The following is a 19,711-nucleotide window of genomic DNA, read 5'->3' on the forward strand; positions in this document are numbered from 1 at the left end:
TAAGGATGCTTTTACTTATATTTTTATACACTCTTTTTCTATGAATACATTTTTGTATATATGCGTTTTAAATAGTGATTTCTAATAATAAGGAAGTAAATAATTTGAATACAAATAAAGCTTATTAATACAACAATTGAACTTTGAATAACGGACATTTCTTTACTTACTGTTTGTCCTAATTGATGAAACGTTAGAAATGCAAAACTACTATGAACCATAGCCACTATAATCGGTAAGAAAAATAGTAGCATCATTTGTCTTGTCACGATTTGCTTTAACTCACTTTGGCTTAATCCTAATTTTGAAATCATTTGATATTGCTCTTGATCACGTTCTAAATCAGTAAATAGACGGAAATATAAAAAGCTTAGCGTAAATACGAAAAATACAATCCCCACCATTATACTTGAGATAGAAAGTAATCCGTTTTGTTGTTTCAATTCAAGCCATCTTAAATATAAAGATGAAAACATATAATAATCCTCTTGATTCTTACCAATAATCTTCATAAGTTTAGTAGAAACTTCATTCGTTTCAGACCAATTTTTAACGATAAAACCGTATATGGTGTAATCTCGGAGTACGTTTTCTTGTTGAGCATTTTTGACCTTATTATAAACATCATCAGAGACAATAATAGGCTTTTCGATTAACGATAATTCTGGGATATAAATTGTTTTTTGCACAGAGAGTGGGACCTCTATTTCACCATGTATTATTTCAAAAGTTTTTATATCCTCCGCGCTTTTCTCGTTCTTATTTTGTCGTATAGCAATACTATCATTTTCATTTGTTAATTTCTCTATTTCATACCCTAATTGTTTTGCATATTCATTATACGTAGATACATTAATTAACGCCAATCCGTTTAGTGTCCTTTTAAATTCTGTTGCAACAAGTTTATAAGAAAATCCATATTCTTTTAATTGCTTCTTTATCTCTTCAATATGGGCTTTTTCTTGTATATTCCCCTTATCCGATCGATACGTAAATGCATATGGGGTCTCATGTTTTGCTAGTTCTGGATTTCCAATAGCTGTACAAACTCCAATTGCTGTAAAAGAAACAGCAGATATAATTGTAACGATAAAGAATGTTCTCGCATTATCTTTCATTCGATACATCAATTCTGAAATAACAAGAAGATTGGTTCTTTTAAAGAATGTAGTTTCTCTATTTTTTAAAGTATATAACACATATACACACAATTGATTAAAGAAAAAATAGGTTCCAAAAACAATTAATAAGACACCTACCCCTACAAGTAGTAATAATTGATCTAAATCCATGTAATTCACTGCAACGATACTGTGGTGAACGCAGGAGTAACCTGCCCCAAATAAAATTAGGACCAACATGGATATCCAGACGGAAACTTTCGGCTCAGCTTTTGGTTTTTCCTCTGATTTTATGAGTTCTACAAGCTCATTTATTTTCATCATTTTCGATGTAAATAATGAAATAAGTAGAAATAGAACAAAAAAGGAGATAGCTGTTATTCCCATAGCCTTTAATGGAAAGTAAAATGCTAACCTATGCCCTACTCCCAATAAGGACCCAGTAACTAGTAAGAACAATTTAGAAAAAACTACCCCAAGCCCAATTCCTACTAGTATAGAAGGAATTCCAATCAACATATTTTCGAAAAAAATTAATTGATGAAGCTGCCGATGAGACATTCCATGTAACATTAATAATCCAAACTCTTTTTTTCTATTTTTTAAAAAGGCACTAACTGAATAGAAAATAAATAAGAATGAAAAGACAAAGATTAAGTAATACGATAGTTGAAATCCTATCTTCCCAAACGTACTCAATATGGTGCTTACATGAGTCAGCTCGCCTTGTAGGTTTGGATGAAAGACAAGTAAGCCATAAGTGAAGAAAATCATTACCGCAAATGTGCTACTAAAAAAATGCCCAAGATATATTCGTTTATTCCGTATAACATTATTAAATGCGAGCTGTCGAAATGTCATTTTTATTACCTCCTAACCTAGAAAGACTGTCCACAATATTTTTATAAAATAGTGGGCGATCACCGTTGCAGCAAACTTCATTGTATAACTGTCCATCTTTAATAAATATAATGCGATCACAGTAACTAGCAGCAACTGGATCGTGCGTTACTAACATCATTGTTGCCTTTTCTTCTTTATTTAATAGTGTTAATATCTCCATTACATCTTGAGAGGATTTAGAGTCTAAGTTCCCTGTCGGTTCATCGGCAAGAACTAATTTAGGAGAGTGAATGAGTGCACGGGCTATCGCTGTTCGCTGCGCTTGTCCTCCTGATATTTCATATGTTCGTTTATTTAAAATTTCGTTAATACCTAATTTTTCCGAAATAGATTCTACTCGTTTATTTATTCTTTTCACATTCATGCCATCTAATACAAGCGGAAGAACCATATTCTCTTTTACTGTTAATGTATGCAGCAGGTTAAAGGATTGAAAGACGAACCCTAATTCCTGTCTGCGAAATAAGGCCAAATCATTGACCGAAAGCTGATATGGATTTTTACTATTAATAAATACATTACCTGATGTTGGCGAGTCAATAGTAGATATCATATTCAATAACGTTGTTTTTCCACTACCCGAAGGACCCATGACCCCAACAAATTCTCCCTCTGTTATTGTTAAATTAATATTTGAAAGTGCCGTGTGTGAAACATTTCCTGTGTATTCTTTACTAAGTTCTTTTACTTCTACTATTTTCATATGAGAAATTCCCTCCATTTTTATTTACTAAGAATGAGATTTGATAACTATTGCCTTCCTACATTTTGATTTATTTAAAATACGATTAATGTACTACTCATTAATAATTTGTTTCAGCTTTTATTATTTAAGGCTGTCATACTTGGTCGAATGTATTAAGCGCTAAAATAACTTGCTATCGTACTTCAGGATTTTTAAACATGTTTCTGTTTTTCATTGTAGTAGTATGGTTGTTTTTCTCATATTGAATTATCTTTCATTTTTCTTACACGCTTGAAATGTTTCTGAAAATACAGTCTATCAGGCCGAGAAACATAATTTTTTTGAGAGATAGCATTGAGGAATTTTTCATATGCACTGGACTATTTGCTACTAGATTTCCGTATAGATTTTATTTGCAATTCATCGTATTTTCTTTACCGTTCACCAAGTTCTTCCTATTCTTAAAATGGAACAAATTTATTATTTAGAGTGTCTATTACGTGTATTCCTAAAAATATGAAAGGACATATTATTACCAAAAGTAAAGTGATGTAAAAAAGTGTGTATTGAAATACTGTATTTAAATGTTACGAGTTTAATACTTTCACAGGTGAACGATTACAAGTGTAATTAAAAAAAGAAACAATCCAAACAACGTCTGTTCATTCGTCTGAATGTTTAAATTCTGCTTAACCTATTAAAATTCAACTTCAAAAGTATTGTTATCCTATACACACTTTAAATAACATCGGTATTTAAAATACCAAAACAAAAACCATATATTCTTGAAAGAGGTTGAAAATTTATGTTCGTTTTAAACAAGTTCTTTACCATTTCACATTACAAAAAGATTGCACCTGTGGTATTACTTTCATGCGTTACATTAATAGGCTGTTCTAATAGTAATACTCCATCTGAATCACCTAAACAAACAAATCAAATTAAACAAGAAAATACTGGTAATGATTCTTTTGCTAAACTTGAAAAAGAATATAACGCTAAGCTTGGTATTTATGCACTGGACACAGGTACGAATCAAACCGTTGCTTACCATGCAAATGATCGCTTTGCATTTGCCTCTACATCTAAATCATTAGCAGCGGGAGCTCTTTTACGTCAGAACTCAATAGAAGCTCTTGATGAAAGGATTACGTATAAGCGAGAAGACCTTTCTAATTATAATCCAATTACTGAAAAGCATTTGGATACAGGAATGACGTTAAAAGAACTTGCAGATGCTTCTGTTCGATATAGTGATAGTACGGCACATAATTTAATTCTTAAAAAGTTAGGTGGTCCATCCGCATTTGAAAAAATATTGAGGGAAATTGGTGATACTGTTACTAATTCCGAGAGATTTGAACCTGAATTAAATGAAGTAAATCCAGGAGAAACACATGATACGAGTACACCAGAAGCAATCGCTAAGACGCTTCAATCTTTTACATTAGGAACTGTACTACCATCTGAGAAACGTGAACTATTAGTAGATTGGATGAAGAGAAACACAACTGGGGATAAATTAATTCGTGCAGGCGTACCAAAAGGATGGGATGTAGCTGATAAAACTGGTGCAGGGTCTTATGGGACAAGGAATGATATTGCAATTATTTGGCCACCAAATAAAAAGCCAATTGTTCTTGCCATCCTTTCTAATCATGATAAAGAAGATGCAGAATACGATGATAAACTTATTGCAGACACAACCAAAGTCGTGTTAGATACTTTAAAAGCTACGAATAAATAATCATCGATTATTGGAGAGTGTAATATAAACCGTGTAAATAACCTACTATCCTAGATAGAGGGGCGCTTCACGGTTTTTCTTTTTCTAAAATTACTATGAGGAAATGGTTACACTTATTGTTAGATAGAAAAGAGATCCAAAATCCGTAAATTTAGCTCAATCAATTTTTAAAGCTTACCAATCGGAAACTGTTGAAGATATGTAAGAGGCTTTGAAAGACGTTGTTGGACCTATGTTTGAGGCAATGGTTCAAGGCGAAATGAATCACCTTCTTGGTTTAGATTTAAACTCAAAAAGTGAAAAGAACAGGAAAATCGTCGTAATGGATATCCACACTTTTGATACCTAAAGTACCACAAACCTTGCGGTTATTTAGTAGCACTCCGTATCCAACCTCACTTTCATCCCATGCCTAAAGGCGATGGGCTTTTTCGTTGGAGAAGGACTGTAAAAGAACCCCAAAACAAATGGAATGGCAGTCATATTCCCCAATTGGCCAATGGTATTGAATCAACTTATGGTTAACATTAAAATTGCCAAACTTATTAAAAAATACAGTATTTATCTACCGTGATTTAAATCCGTCCTTTGTTCGATAAGAAACTTTGATATATCTGTGTTGGTGCCATTCCGCAAGAGGAATTCCACTAAATCTTGTTTTTGAAGAACAGGATTAATAACTGCTACATCTAACTGACTCAGAATCTGAACGATGCCATGATGTGAAACACTCTTGATTGTTTTAAAAAGTTCTGCATCACGTTTCTTTCGTTCGGCGGATTCTTGAGGATACCCAGTATTGAACGGTTCTTCAAAAAGTTTCTCAAGCGTGAAGCGAAGATTTAGTTCGCCCGCCCAACCGGAATTCAATCCAAGTGGCAGTGATGCACAGTTTCCGTTATTTATCCTACCAAACAGAAACGCATCTGTTGGAGTTGGCAGATAACCACTAATGACATTCGGAAGTATATTACAGGCAATCGACATACCAACACCGCTACTACATCCAGTGACGACAAAATCAACTGCACCTGAGTTTAAAAGTAGACCAACAGCTAAGGACACTTGGATATAGCTTAACTCCGATTCCTCAATAGTAACGCCGAAATTCAACACTTCATATCCATGCTTCGCCACAGCCCTTTTTGTTTCTTCAAATATCAGTTCATTTTTGCTAGTTTGGGTACTTGCTTGTATCACAGCTATCTTCATTCTTTCACGACCTTTCGATTTAATTATTACACAAGCCGAAAGTCAAAAGTCAAAAGAAGATAAATAAGATAAAACTAATCTTAATATTTGCTATTCTATTTGTTCATTTCAAAAACTTACACATATTTTTTGACAATTCCGGTTATTATTTTCTATTTTTCCATCACAGTATTGTGATGCTTTTTATGTATTTTGAGAAGTATTGGCCATTTGATGTTACAGAAACTGTTATTCTTCCATTTCTATAGAAAAAGTTGGGGATTCCCCCAACTTTTTTATACATCTATTTTCTTATTAATCCTGTGGATGTGACCTGATATGTTCTTTTCTTACCTATATATTCCTGTTTTCCATTCTCAAGGTTAGTTAAAGTCGCTCGCGTTTTTTCCTTTGCTGCTTCCCCTTCTATATGAGTAAATTCTATATAATCTCCCACTTTTATAGGTACTGTTTGGTAATGTCTTTTTTTCAAAAGAACGTACACAATTCATACATAAAAAACAAAAAGTATATGGGCTCTATTTTCAAATCCATTATACTTATTCCTTTCTTAATTAACCCTTTTTAGTGTTAATTTCGGATCTTGCTTTTGAGTTCTAAACCCTAATGCAATAGCAGCTCCAATACAGCTAGAAAAACAACCAACAAACAAATACGGGGATGGATCTGACTCACCGATTAAAACGGAAGCTATTCCTCCAATTACAGGGAATAGCGCCACCATATACCCACTTCGAGCTCCTCCGATTTTTTCTACAAGCTTCAAATAGAATAACCATGCTACAAAAGAAGCAAACAGAGTTAAATATAGCAACATACATACATATGAAAACGATGTGGGAAACGTAAATTTTTCCCCTTGAAATAATACAATTCCCCCCATCAATATACTACCTACTGTAAATCCAATTGTATTTGCATAGATAGGATTCACCTTGTGTTTTGCATTTCGTGCCGAGCTCGCATCACCTATTGCTGTAAGAAGCGTACCTAAGATTGCGACCATAATTCCTTTTATATCATTAAAACCTTGAAAATTATTTAAATTCGGATAGATGAGAATGCATACTCCTAATACACCTAAAATTCCTCCAACCAAAACGCGTGAATGTAACTTTTCTTTTAAAAAAATTCGAAGAGCGATTGGGGTCAAAATCACCTTTAATGAAAAAATTAACGTTACAATTGCCGCAGAACTTAAAATTGTAGCGTAATAAAGGCATAAATAGCTTAATGCAAAGTTACATACACCAAAAATCATTATAAATGGAATATCTTTTTTTGTTGGCATCCCTCTTGGGCGAAGGAACCAAATAAGAATCAAAAATAAAAAAGCTGTCATAACCAAACGATAAGTTAAGGATAGTTCTAAGCTGACAGGAGTTCCTTGAATTTTTACCGCAATAAAGTTGATTCCCCATACAATCAAACAAAATATGTACATAAATATTGTCATAAACTTTCTCCTAGATTAAATTTTGTATGAATTCATTATTTATTTATACTGTCATTTCTAAAAGGGACAGTTTACAATAAATACAAATGACAGATGAGGTGTTCCAATAATGAAGGAACTAATATTTAATATAAATCGAAAAAGTGAAAATCCTATGTATCAACAAGTTTATCAATATATACGAACTCAGATTTTATCTGGAAAATTAGAAAAAGGTAAAAAGTTGCCATCAATTAGACAACTTGCTATCCAATTAGAGGTCAGCAGAAACACAACTCAGGTTGCCTATGAACAATTACAATCAGAAGGATATATTCGAAGTGAGAACAAAAAAGGATTTTTTGTAGAGGCTATTATATCGGATGAAACACTAAATTTTCAACCTATCAGAGAACCGCATCATGAAACAAAGCATACTGCCATGAAAACTATTGATTTTAAGATTGGGACAGTGGATCAAGAAAACTTCCCTTTGAAAAAATGGAGAATGATTACTAACAAAATTATTAAAGACTCTAGCATGTTTTCATACGGAGAAAAGCAAGGCGACATTAAATTAAGGAAAGCACTAGCAGATTACTTATTTCAATCAAGAGGAGTTAATACTTCTACAGAACAAATTATTATTGGTAGTAGCACACAACATTTGTTATTACTTTTGTCACTGATGTTAAAGCAAGACTATAATTATCTGGCCGTAGAAGACCCTGGATATAACATGGCAAGGGAACTTTTTTTTCTTCAATCATTTATTATTGATCCAATTCCTGTAAAAGAACGAGGTATCCAAGTCGATCTACTTTTAAAATCGCCTTCTAGACTTTTATATGTGACTCCTACTCATCACTTTCCGTATGGGGTGACTATCCCTGTCAATGAAAGACTAAAGTTAATTGAATGGGCCAAAAAGATGGAAGGCTATATTATCGAGGATGATTATGATAGTGAATTTCGATATATCCATCAACCTATACCGTCTCTTCAAAGTTTGGATTCTAATGATAGGGTGGTTTATTTAGGAACTTTTTCAAAGGCACTCCTCCCCTCTGTCCGTGTCAGTTATATGGTTTTGCCTAAGCGGCTAATTAATGAATATAAAAAGATACTCCCTTTACTTGAACAAACATCCTCATCTATTCATCAGCAAACATTGGCAACTTTTATGGATGAAGGATATTGGTACTCGCACTTAAGAAAGATGAAAGCTTTGTATAAACGTAAAATGAATCTATTAAATAAGAAATTATCAAAGCACTTTAAGGAATATGTCAAGATTAAAGGTGGTAGCTCCGGCATTTTCGTTATTATTGAAGTGAAAACAAAAATGAGTGAAAAAATGCTAATTGAAAGAGCACATAATCACGGCATTATAGTATATCCTTGTTCAAAATATTTCTCAGAATATTCACCAGAATATCCGCATATTCAACTTGGATTTGGTAATTTATCTGAGGAAGAGATAATAAAAGGAGTATCTCAATTAGCAAAAATTTGGTTCTAATAGGAAAAGAGATAGAACAATTAATGAATGATTTTATTTAATTACGAATAGAAATCCCTCTAGTATTTTGAAATTTTTACACAAAGTGATATTTTACTTTTATATATATAAAAAAGACACCTTTAAGGTGTCTTCCTCCAAATTAATAACCGAATGTTATATCATAAACTTTCTCAATTATTATGAATTTAAACATTACTTTTAAATATATCCTTTTAACATATTTTTTGAGAAACGATTAGGATATAGAGCAATAAGCATTTCATATGGACTTCCTTTCCAATAGCGTTTTAACGGTGTCCATAATTTTTGTTTTATTAGCCATTTTTGATTAAATACTTTTAATAGCTGTTTTTCATCCAATTTTTCTTTTTCTTCAATAGTCCACCTTAACGCCTCTAATGCTTTACGTTTAGACCAATATCCAACAGGAGTAACTTTAAATTCCCATTCTTTAAAACGGTCTCTATACAAATCATTAATCATTCTGAACGGACTATTCCCCCAAAACATTTGACATACTGATGCTAATCCATGGGTTTTTAACCACTTTATATTGTATATATCAAGCAATTGTTTAGGAGTTAATCTCTCTTTTTCTTCAATGGTCCATTTTAATGCTTCTAATGCTTTTTCTTTAGTCCAGAAGTTATTAGGAGTCATACCAAATTCCCATTCTTTAAAACGCCTTGGATAAAGATCATTAATCATTGCATACGGGCTACTATTCCAATACATAGCCAGAGGTGCACTAAGCTTATTTTGTTTCAACCATTTTTTCCCGTATACTCCTAAAATCTTTTCTTGTGAAAGGCCCTCTTTTTCCTCAATAATCCATTTCAAAATTGTTAATGCTTTTTCTTTAGTCCAAAAATTTAAAGGAGTCATACCAAATTCCCATTCTTTGAACTGATTTGGATACAAATCATTAATTGCTTTAAACGGGCTATTTTCATACCTATGTTTGAGTAATCCTCGTAGCCTATACTTTACAAGTAATTTAGTGTTCCATTTTATTCTTATGTCTTCCTTATTCCATTTTAAAATACTGTAAAGCAAATATGTTATTACCCTCCGCGCCATTTTATTATCTTTATCTTCTTTCCATGTATTTGGAGGGAATTTATTTCTTTTTCCATCTAATATTTCCTGATAAATATCTTCTATAGCAACTTCTTTCATTAACAATATATAAATCCTCCTACATTTTGTATTAATATTTATACACTATCATCATTTTCAATCGATATATCTATATTAAATAATATAATTAAAACCCAAATTAAAATCAACACAAAATTTGTTTTTTGTAAAAATTCTAATAATTAAATAAGTAAATTTTTATTTTAATTTTCTGATTATTAGTTTATACTAATTTAGTATTGTTATATTTAAATATAAGGAGTGCATTCGTATGGAGAAGCTTAGTAAAAGTGATATTATTCGTACTGTTCCGCAAAGCGGTTTTTTCGGACACCCTAAGGGGCTGTTTACCCTATTCTTTACAGAGTTTTGGGAGCGATTCTCTTACTATGGGATGAGAGCAATATTACTTTACTATATGTATTATTCAATCTCACAAGGTGGTTTAGGGATGGATCATGCGACCGCAGCGTCAATTATGGCCATCTATGGATCTCTCGTTTACATGTCTGGCATTATTGGTGGCTGGATTGCAGATCGTCTATTAGGTTCAAGTAGAACGATTTTTTGGGGTGGAGTTTTAATTATGATAGGTCACCTGATTTTAGCACTACCAGGGACTATAAGTACTTTATTCATATCTATGGTGTTTTTAGTACTTGGTACAGGTTTATTAAAACCTAATGTATCTAGCATTGTTGGTGATTTATATAGTGAAACAGATACTCGACGTGACTCAGGTTTCAGTATTTTCTATATGGGTATTAATTTAGGAGCTCTTTTATCTCCTTTTATTATAGGGACACTTGGTCAAAAGTATAACTTCCACCTAGGTTTTGGTGTTGCTGCAATTGGTATGCTATTAGGCTTAATTATTTTCGTTCTTACAAAAAAGAAAAATCTTGGTTTAGCAGGAACACAAGTACCAAATCCTTTAACAGACATCGAAAGAAAAAAAGTTATTATACAGTTTAGTATTGGTACAATAGCTATAGTACTATTTTGTATTTTAACGATACCAACAGGTATTTTAACTATTAATAGATTCACTTTATTAGTAAGTATCTTAGGTATTCTCATTCCAACTGGTTACTTTATTTTTATGTATCGTAGCCCGAAAACTACAAAAATTGAAAAGTCTCGTTTAATTGCTTACATACCATTATTTATAGCTGCTACAATGTTTTGGGCCATTCAAGAACAAGGAGCTATCATTTTAGCTTCTTATGCTGATCAGCGTACTCAATTAAAATTGGCCGGGATTGAACTTCAATCTTCATGGTTTCAATCATTAAACCCAATTTATATTGTTTTGTTAGCACCAGTATTTGCTTGGTTATGGATAAAGCTTAATTCACGTCAACCAAGTACGGCTAATAAATTTGCTATTGGTTTACTATTTGCTGGTTTATCCTTCTTAGTTATGATTATCCCTGCATATATCCATGGTACAGAATCCCTTGTAAGCCCTATGTGGTTAGCGATTAGCTTCCTATTAGTAGTAATCGGGGAACTTTGTTTATCACCTGTAGGTCTATCAATTACAACCAAATTAGCACCAGCTGCCTTCTCTGCTCAAACAATGAGTCTGTGGTTCTTAACTAGTGCAGCTGCACAAGCTATAAATGCTCAAATAGTTCGATTATATAATCCTGAAACAGAAATTATTTATTTCGGTGCAATTGGTGGCCTTTCAATCATTTTAAGTGTAATTTTATATTTTATGGCCCCAAAGATTCAAGTTTTAATGAAAGGCATAAAATAAAAAAAACTGTGCTAAAAACTTGTTATAATGCGGGTTTTTATGCACAGTTTTTTTGAATGACTATTTAGATTTTTCTATATGTAACATTCCAAAATATTTATCGTTTAAATTAACCCCCGCATAATGTAAAATTAATTCCACTTTTCAGTGCCCCGTCCTATCGAAATGTGTGCTTTTCATGCTTTATATTCTACTAGCAATGTATTTTTGTATTTAATCGTCGATTATAGTTTGTAAAATGCGGACATTTTTTACTGAGCCGATTTTTACGCCTTCCTTGTAAATAGTGTTGAATATATAAATGCTTACTTCTTTTGGTGTTTTGATTTTTCTTCAACAGGAATCTGCATATTCATAATTACCTGTCCTTCTGAATAAAACAGATTCAATTCATGTAAATCTGATTCAATTACATTACATGATCTAAACTGTAAACCATTTCTCTCTATATAGTCTGTAATATTTGTATATATTTGATGTCGTACTTCATCGATATGCTCTTCTGTACATACGTAATCAACACAAAGATAATTACCTGCAGGTATACTAAGAATATCAACATGCTCTATCTCTGTATCATTCAAAACAGGATAATAAACTGATAGTCCCAGATCATCATTGAATAAATTCTTAATAGGACACATTGTTATAAATTGTTCTTGAAAAAATTCACCTTGCTTAAAAATAGAACGGAATTTATCAAAAAAGGATTTTACACTATTAAAATCTTCTCCTTTGATGTGATAATATTTTCTTTCCTCAAAATAGACACTCTGAATTTCATTGAAGTTTTTACTTCTATTTTGTAGGAGATCGAGGATCCTAGTAATTTTCTTTTGCATTTCCATATATCGATAAATTTCAGTTTCAATTTCATCTTTTTTGTTCTGTAAGATATTTATATTGTTTATTATTTTTCTCTTATTTATTACTAAATCAATTTCTTCAATTGAAAAACCTATATCTTTACAAAAGAAGATTTGGCTAATTCTCTGTAGTTCTTCATTTCCATAAAGCCTATACTTATTTTTACCTACCTTTGGCTGAACTAATCCTTTTTCTTCATAGAATCGAAGTGTTTCTTTCGTTGTATTAAAAATCTTAATTACATCACTTTTAGTTAACTTATAGCTATCCATCTAATTATATTGCCTCCTATTAAGGAATAATATTTATACTATAAACTATGTGGTTACTTCATAGTCAATAAATAAAAAGAAATTCTTTTCACACCAAAAATGGTCGTTTAAGGAACCCTCCTAACTCGCGGTAAACTTAAGTTTTTCAACTTAGAAAATCCTTAGCGTACGAAATTCGCGTTATGTTGGTGGGACCCTATGCCCATCAACATAAGGTTATATACGTTTAATTTCAGGTGAGATTGTTTCTATTTTTAAATTTATAGTAAGAATTTTCAAATAATTCATATTAAATTTTTAGAAAACAGAAAGAAGGTCTAGTTTAATTGATTTTTATTTAATCTTAGCTTGATAGTGATGGGGTCCTGCCACATCGCTATCAAGCTAGTGAAAAAAACACCTCAAAAACAATAAAATTGATATTTCTGGGTAAAAATGTACAAAAATCTTATTTGGGGTCGTAAAAAACTTTTTAAGTTGATGGATGTGGGGTTCTACATTTTATGCCGCACTAAAACGATCTTCAATAATCAAAATTAGGTTACATAGTTTTTTCTTTTATCATCTCAACAAATCTCTGTAAAGCAGCAGAAAAAAGTACATCTTTTCTCATAATATAATAAGTTGGTACTTTAGAATATTTCTCAGGTAAATCAGTCATGGTTAAAGATTGCTCATGGTCTTTCAAAATTGATTTGACCATGACAGCAATGCCCATTCTAGCCTTCACACAACCATTAATCGCTTCAATTGTTCCGAATTCTATCACTCGCTTTGGATAAATGCCTGCTTCTTTTAACCACTTATCTACTCTATTTCGAAAGAAACAACCTCTACTATAATTAACATTGAATGAGCTTAGCTTAATAGTGATGTGGCGGTACCCCTGGTACTATCCTAGGACGTTAAAACTTTTTTTAAAAAAGGTTTTAACGTCCTACGTTTTTGACCATTCTGTACAACGATAACTTTGGTTTATTAATTTCACTTGTAATCTGGTAGCCTAACCTCTGATACAATTTAATAGCAAGTTGGTTCTCTTTCTTTACCGTCAGAGAGCATTTGGCAAAGCCTTGCAGGGAAGCCTGTTCCTCGGCAAACTCAAGTAGTCTGGTACCTATCCCCAGTCCACGACTTTCGGGCAATAAAGCGATTGTTCCGATGTGAAACTCGTCATCTTCTCCCTCCTTCAAGGTAATCATGGAATAAAGCATTTTGATATTCCGAATGTTATAAACAACAAAATCCAACTTTCGGAATGAAAGCAGCTGTTTAAAAGTGGGCCAGGCAAGACGATTTAAAACGGGTACGGGATAGCAAGTAATCATCCCTAAAGTTTTCCCGTCCATTTGAGCTTCATAAGCGTATTGATGACTAAAACGGTTGTTCCCCTGCCGCCATAGCTTACAAAAAGTCCCTTCGACTGTGTTCTTCTCCTCAGATCCTGCAAGTGCAAATGCCATGTATTCCAATGCCATTACATTTAGCTGGGCACCGACCATAGATTGATAAACAGCCTTTACAATAGAGATTTTATTCATTTCCCAGTACTCCTTTTCGCTTTCTATATTATTGATGTTAATTATCATGGATTTGTATCATTTCACTTCCCTCTCGACTCATCCTTAGCTTTGAAACCATAATAAAATGTATTTAAAACAAGCTCTGCAGCAGATTTTTTAGCCACATTTCCTTCATGTACCTGTTCCCAAGTATGGAAAAGCAGAGCATAAAGCGTATTCAAAATCCATTCGCTGCTAACTGTTTGCTGAAAGTAACCTTTTTGTTGTAACAGCTCAATAACGCGTCGTAAGGGTTCCCTCAGCTTCTCTTCGGCTTCACCTAATTCTTTATTGTTAAATACAGATGCATCATGACCTAGAAAATAGATTTTGTCACCTAAAGGGATTAACGATTCAATGAGTTCTGGAATATAGTTCTCGCTTCTATCCTCATCCAGTGGAATCTGGTTTACGGTATCACTTACCAATTGTATAGCTCGATGGCCCAAGAATAGCATCAATCTCTCTCTGCTTTCGACGTAGCGATGGAGTGTAGCAATGCCAATTCCCGCATATTCCGCAATTTCATTCATCGAAGCAGTAGGATTTTCAACAAGCAATATAGTAGCCGAATCAAGAATTGCGTTAAATCTCGCTTCCTTTAACGTTGATAAGTCTTTCTTCATCGTCAATCTCTCCCTTTTTATATATAAAGTCGTCATTTTTTGATAGATAAATATATCATTTGATATTATGATAAACAATCTCAAACAAAGTGTCCAGCTGCTGAATGTAGCTTTCCAAAAGAATTATATTACTGAAACTGATAGTACTTTGAATGTTTCATTTTTAGCATTTCATTATTTAGATGCCGATGAAGAAATTAATTTTTTGATGTAATAAATACAAAAGCCAAAGGAAATGGTACGAGTCGCTTTCTTAGTAGAGAAAATGATCACATTAGCTGGGTTTCTTAAGCTATTTATCACGATGTTCCCTTGTGATATTTTATTTTTTCACTAATACAGTTATCCTTCTCGCTAATTTTTCCAGCATTTTTTCATGAATAATTAATAATTACAGTAATTTTTCTACTTATATTAAATCTATTTGCACTTCATTTAATTACTGAATATTTTATAATGAAGGTACTTTCTGCATAAAGTTATCGGTTTACTTTAAAATTCACTTCCGGGTATTTGGTCATCAGCCTTTTAAGGGTTGAGCCATCATCCTTCTGTTTTACATACTGGTCAAAAAATGCCAGGCTGAATTCGTTGATAATGCGATGAACTTCCTTTGGATTTTCACCTGGGCTCTGCAACAGTGGGGAGAACAAATGTAAATCAGTGAAGCTTGTATGATCTGTATGAGGAATGACCATTGACATACCACCGCCAGCTAACCCACGCCCATATCGCTCCGTCACTTTATCGGGATCTGCCTCATCAGGCTCTACGGCACTCATGAGCAGAAATGGTTTTCCAATCCCACTTTCAGGTAAAATTTCCCCATACAAAGCGCCATCCATATTGATAGCTGCTTTGACACGAGAATCTTTTGCAAGTATTTGTGCTGCGGTAGCTCCACCGTAAGAGTGCCCAAACATTCCAATTCGCGAGGTATCAAGCCTTCCTGTAAAGAAGCCGGTCTCATCGTTTTGGTTAAGTTTCTCTATCTGATTAAGCACAAAGGTGACATCTTCCTCCCATAATTTTATGTGGCTATCCCCTGCGTCATCAGTTAAATTGAAGGGCTGTACGTAAGCAACTCGACCATCTGGAAAGACGGTAGCTGCAGTATCAAAGGTATGATCGATACTTAGAACAATATAGCCTTGACTAGCCAACTCCTCAACTTCAAACGTGTTTTGATTACGAAAACCATTAAAACCATGAGAGAAAAGTAATATAGGATATTGATTCTCTGAGTCTGAGAGTTGTAAATCCATAAACGAATGAGATTTTACCAATTCTAAGTGGCTGAATGCAAATGCAGGAATGGACAATGTTTTTTCCAATCCCTTAGAGAGTTCATTTATGTTACGAATATAAGGTTCTTGATCCCCCTTGCTTTTTTCAGCTGCAGGATACCAAATTTGCACCATCAATTCGCGTCGATCTGTTGGATTTTTCGAATATGGTTCATGTCTTTGATGATCAACCCAATGATATAGCTTCGTACCGACCCTATGTGGGCCAGTAGGTTCTTGAAATGAAAATACTGGCATAAGTAAAGGTAGTGCAACTGCTACAGACAAATAGATGCACAACAACAAAGTTTTAACTATGAATATACCCCGGCTTCTAAAGCCCTTTTTCCGCCCAGCTAATAAATAGCATAAAATCAAGATAACTGGGGATGCATATGCCGGAATCATCTGCCATCTAAAACCTTCTACCAATAGCTGAACTGTAACCATTACAACAGCAAGCAAAGTAGCTAATTTAGACCACTTTTTCGTTTCTCTACCTACTAACAGTATCCAACTTAAAAGACTAAAATTCACAACTATCAAAACGATTTCCCAGAAATTCATTGGCCTATCTCCTTTGAATGCATTTTACATCTAATTAAAGAGGTAATTTTCAATCTGAGCAAAAACAGATGAAACGCCTATATAGTTGCACCAATTATCCTTAATAATTGTTTCATATACTCCTTTCTTCAAATTAAAAACTTAAAATGCCCAGCTACCTTTACGGAAAATTGGCTCTACAGTTCCATCTGGTAAAATACCATCGATGTCCATCTCACTGCTGCCAATCATAAAGTCCTCATGTGTTACTGAAATATTTGCACCTAACGTTTCGAGTTGATCGTTTTCTAAATCCCTTCCATCCTCTAAGCAAGTTGGATAAGCTTTACCAATCGCTAAATGGTTCGATGCATTTTCATCAAACAATGTATTAAAATATAAAATCCCCGATGCTGAAATTGGCGATTCATGTGGTACAAGTGCTATCTCACCTAAATAGCAAGAGCCTTCATCCACATTAATAAGCTCCTTTAATAAATCATGTCCTATCTGTGCTTCAGCTTTAATAATTTTTCCTTCTTCAAATGTCAGTTTAAAGCCGTCGATAATATTCCCTTGATAAACTAATGGTTTTGTATTGCTTACATAGCCATTTACACCTTGTTTCATCGGTAACGTATAAACCTCTTCCGTCGGCATATTAGCTATAAAGATAGTATCATCTGGCGTTTTACCACCTCCAGTAATCCATTTATGCTGTGGTGCTAATGCAATTGTTAAATCAGTACCTGACGCTGTATAGTGAAGCATCGCATATTTTTTATTGTTTAATATGACCGCACGAGACTCTAAATTTGTTACATGTTCACGCCATTTTTCAACCGCATTTCCTTCACCGATACGAACAGCTTTAAAAATAGCATCCCATAATGCTGGTACTTGATCCTCAGCTGCTAAATTTGGGAACACCTTCGATGCCCACTTTGATGAAGGAACTGCTACCATCGACCAAGCTATTAAATCCTTCATTACGGCGTTGCGATTGTTTCCTAGAGCAGCTCCTGATACCTTTTGATAGGTAGCTAGACGACCAGCTGAAATACCTGTAAATTTATCAGGGTCTGTAGCATCTATTATTAATAGTGCGCCTTTACGTTCAATCAGCTCATCATTCATTTTGACTATCCATTCTGGGAAACGATTAAATTCCTCATCTGAGGCATAATCAAAGTAAGCACGATCCATTTCCTCATCAGAAAAATTAACATGAACACGCCCTGCCCCAGCCTTATAGGTCTCTTTCACAACTAAACGAACGAAATCCAATGCATCCACTGATGTATTGACTAATAAGTATTGTCCTGGTTGAATATTGACACCAATTTTCACCGTAAGTTCTGCATATGCTTGTAATTTTTCTTCAAAAGTCATATTATTTACCTCGCTTTTATCCAATAATTTTTGAATTCCCCTTACTAGCTTGCCTTCATACCATACTTTGTGAATAGGTTTTTCAGGATTTTCTCTTGTCTATTTTTACGTTTTTCATCAAGACTCGATAACAACTAATGGATTTTTTCAATTCATTAGTTATCTCTTAAAATTAATTTAGTTACTAGACGAGAAAATATTTCAATGAGTTTCGATGTTTTTACCAAATAATCCAATTCAAGGGTATCAAGCACTACTTAAATTTATAGCGTTCTTTATTGTATAAGCTCACTCATTTCTTCCCAATCTTTTCAATGCTGCTGCACCTAAAGGCTTTCCACCAATGAGGCGTTTAACAATTTCAATCACACCTTTCTCTGTATAAAGTCATTTTTGATAGATAATACTATCATTTAATACAAATATAAATCATTTAACTTTAATTATCAAGCCGTTAAACTTTTTTTAAAAATTATTGGTAGAAAACTAAGTGAAACTGAATTCTATCTAAGTGAGCGATAACGGAAAGATCTTTATGCACACAGTACGAAATTACTGCTAAATATTCACGAGCCGATGTACTCTTAACTGAGTAAAAATCGGCTTTTTTGTTTCAAAATTTGCTTAGCATATATTTTGGTTAAAATGTGGGCGTTACCCCATGCCCATCAAGCTAAAATTTTCTTTCTCTACAGTTAGTTACTTTATGTAAGAAGTCAGCTGTTTTTTCATTTATTATATAAAGGTATTTTTGAATCATAAGAATAATCAGATGTTTATTTATCAAATTCTGAATATGTAATTATTTAACATAATATATTAATGTTTAAACGTATGTAAAATACCAATATTAGGAGGATTTGTAATGTTCAAAAAATAATTTTATCTAGTACTATTCTTTTGGGAACTTTAGGTATAACAACTTTGTCTTTTCCAGAATTAAGTTTAACAAAAGCAGAAGCTGCAATTAATGATGCGAAGATTCAAAAGGTTACGGTTGCGTATAACGATTCTTTCTAACATAAAAATACATCACTATTTAATAGTGATGTATTTTTATGTTAGATATTAGAATAGGAATACGGGCGAATTAATAAGGAAAAGGTTACTGCATAATATTTCTATAATAGGGTATCAATTAAAGATGCATGCTTTATTCCATAATAGAGCATTTAAATCCTAACTTCTCAATTTTATCTACACTTTCTTATCTGCCAACGAAACATTAGATACAATTATCAATCCATTTCCCTTTTAGGCTCTACCAACATGATGTGGGATTCCTTTTCAGTGAAAGGTTTATGCTCAACGCCTCTCGGGACAATGAACATCTCGCCCTTAGAAATTTTCACCTGTCCATCACGAAAATCGATGAACATCTCCCCTTCAAGCACGATAAATAGCTTATCCGTATTAGGATGCTCATGCCATATAAAATCTCCATTGGCCTTAAAAAGCTGAATTTGATCATCATTCATTTCACCAATCACTCGTGGATACCAATAATCGTTAATTTTAGATAACTCGTCATTTAGTTTAATAGGTTGGTAATGGATAATAATCCCTCCTCACTTTTAACTTCCACTATATTACAGTAATCTAAGTAAAAAAGTCGTCATTACGCTTA

At 33.3% G+C, this 19,711-nt stretch carries 15 protein-coding genes and 2 pseudogenes; 4 read left to right on the plus strand and 13 right to left on the minus strand.

Annotated features, from left to right (window positions below):
- Positions 1-38: 38 nt before the first annotated feature.
- Positions 39-1,982 (minus strand): ABC transporter permease, encoded by a 1,944-nt coding sequence (locus DN393_RS28885; protein WP_149174179.1) that lies wholly within the window; start codon positions 1,980-1,982, stop codon positions 39-41.
- Positions 1,957-2,727: an ABC transporter ATP-binding protein gene (locus tag DN393_RS28890; RefSeq protein ID WP_088048300.1), complete on the minus strand. Its 771-nt coding sequence runs from the start codon at positions 2,725-2,727 to the stop codon at positions 1,957-1,959. Before DN393_RS28890 ends, DN393_RS28885 begins: the two co-directional genes overlap by 26 nt.
- A 787-nt stretch (positions 2,728-3,514) precedes the next feature.
- Between DN393_RS28890 and blaIII the strand changes: the two genes are divergently transcribed.
- Positions 3,515-4,456 (plus strand): class A beta-lactamase BlaIII, encoded by a 942-nt coding sequence (blaIII, locus tag DN393_RS28900; RefSeq protein ID WP_149174180.1) that lies wholly within the window; start codon positions 3,515-3,517, stop codon positions 4,454-4,456.
- 163 nt (positions 4,457-4,619) lie between these two features.
- Positions 4,620-4,786: pseudogene (locus tag DN393_RS32570) on the plus strand (IS256 family transposase); the annotation flags it as partial.
- A gap of 231 nt (positions 4,787-5,017) precedes the next feature.
- Here the strand turns inward: DN393_RS32570 and DN393_RS28915 are convergent.
- The 3 genes and pseudogenes from DN393_RS28915 to DN393_RS28925 form a co-directional block, all read right to left on the minus strand.
- Entirely contained in the window at positions 5,018-5,668 is a 651-nt protein-coding gene (locus DN393_RS28915; RefSeq protein ID WP_149174181.1) for an RpiB/LacA/LacB family sugar-phosphate isomerase, read from the minus strand.
- 283 nt (positions 5,669-5,951) lie between these two features.
- Positions 5,952-6,122: pseudogene (locus tag DN393_RS28920) on the minus strand (S-layer protein); the annotation flags it as partial.
- A gap of 96 nt (positions 6,123-6,218) precedes the next feature.
- Positions 6,219-7,124, minus strand: coding sequence for a DMT family transporter (locus tag DN393_RS28925; RefSeq protein ID WP_064475731.1), 906 nt, complete (start codon positions 7,122-7,124; stop codon positions 6,219-6,221).
- Positions 7,125-7,233: 109 nt separating this feature from the next.
- On the opposite strand from DN393_RS28925, the gene pdxR reads away from it, so the two are divergent.
- Positions 7,234-8,625: a MocR-like pyridoxine biosynthesis transcription factor PdxR gene (pdxR, locus tag DN393_RS28930; RefSeq protein ID WP_149174182.1), complete on the plus strand. Its 1,392-nt coding sequence runs from the start codon at positions 7,234-7,236 to the stop codon at positions 8,623-8,625.
- 201 nt (positions 8,626-8,826) lie between these two features.
- On the opposite strand, the gene DN393_RS28935 is transcribed toward pdxR, so the two are convergent.
- Positions 8,827-9,813 (minus strand): DUF4046 domain-containing protein, encoded by a 987-nt coding sequence (locus DN393_RS28935; protein WP_088048294.1) that lies wholly within the window; start codon positions 9,811-9,813, stop codon positions 8,827-8,829.
- A gap of 226 nt (positions 9,814-10,039) precedes the next feature.
- On the opposite strand from DN393_RS28935, the gene DN393_RS28940 reads away from it, so the two are divergent.
- The gene (locus DN393_RS28940) at positions 10,040-11,533 is read left to right on the plus strand and encodes a peptide MFS transporter (RefSeq protein ID WP_064475734.1); all 1,494 of its coding nucleotides are present in this window, start codon (positions 10,040-10,042) and stop codon (positions 11,531-11,533) included.
- A gap of 305 nt (positions 11,534-11,838) precedes the next feature.
- Here the strand turns inward: DN393_RS28940 and DN393_RS28945 are convergent, their stop codons facing one another.
- From DN393_RS28945 to DN393_RS28975, 7 genes are all read right to left on the minus strand, one after another.
- Complete coding sequence (locus DN393_RS28945) at positions 11,839-12,672, minus strand: MerR family transcriptional regulator (RefSeq protein ID WP_149174183.1); 834 nt, start codon at positions 12,670-12,672, stop codon at positions 11,839-11,841.
- A 541-nt stretch (positions 12,673-13,213) separates the two neighbouring features.
- Entirely contained in the window at positions 13,214-13,546 is a 333-nt protein-coding gene (locus DN393_RS28950) for a LysR substrate-binding domain-containing protein (protein ID WP_315971431.1), read from the minus strand.
- Positions 13,547-13,601: 55 nt separating this feature from the next.
- Complete coding sequence (locus tag DN393_RS28955) at positions 13,602-14,213, minus strand: GNAT family N-acetyltransferase (RefSeq protein WP_149174184.1); 612 nt, start codon at positions 14,211-14,213, stop codon at positions 13,602-13,604.
- A gap of 62 nt (positions 14,214-14,275) precedes the next feature.
- Entirely contained in the window at positions 14,276-14,860 is a 585-nt protein-coding gene (locus DN393_RS28960) for a TetR/AcrR family transcriptional regulator (RefSeq protein ID WP_064475737.1), read from the minus strand.
- Between the two features lie 479 nt (positions 14,861-15,339).
- Positions 15,340-16,713, minus strand: a complete 1,374-nt coding sequence (locus tag DN393_RS28965; RefSeq protein WP_064475738.1) for an alpha/beta hydrolase family protein — start codon at positions 16,711-16,713, stop codon at positions 15,340-15,342.
- Positions 16,714-16,854: 141 nt separating this feature from the next.
- A complete protein-coding gene (locus DN393_RS28970; RefSeq protein ID WP_149174185.1) occupies positions 16,855-18,084 on the minus strand; it encodes an aminopeptidase in 1,230 nt (409 codons plus the stop codon).
- Positions 18,085-19,322: 1,238 nt separating this feature from the next.
- A complete protein-coding gene (locus DN393_RS28975; protein ID WP_000997182.1) occupies positions 19,323-19,562 on the minus strand; it encodes a cupin domain-containing protein in 240 nt (79 codons plus the stop codon).
- Between the last annotated feature and the right edge of the window lie 149 nt (positions 19,563-19,711).

It is taken from the genome of Bacillus sp. BPN334 (assembly GCF_008368885.1).
In the GTDB taxonomy this organism is placed as follows: Bacteria; Bacillota; Bacilli; order Bacillales; family Bacillaceae_G; genus Bacillus_A; species Bacillus_A wiedmannii.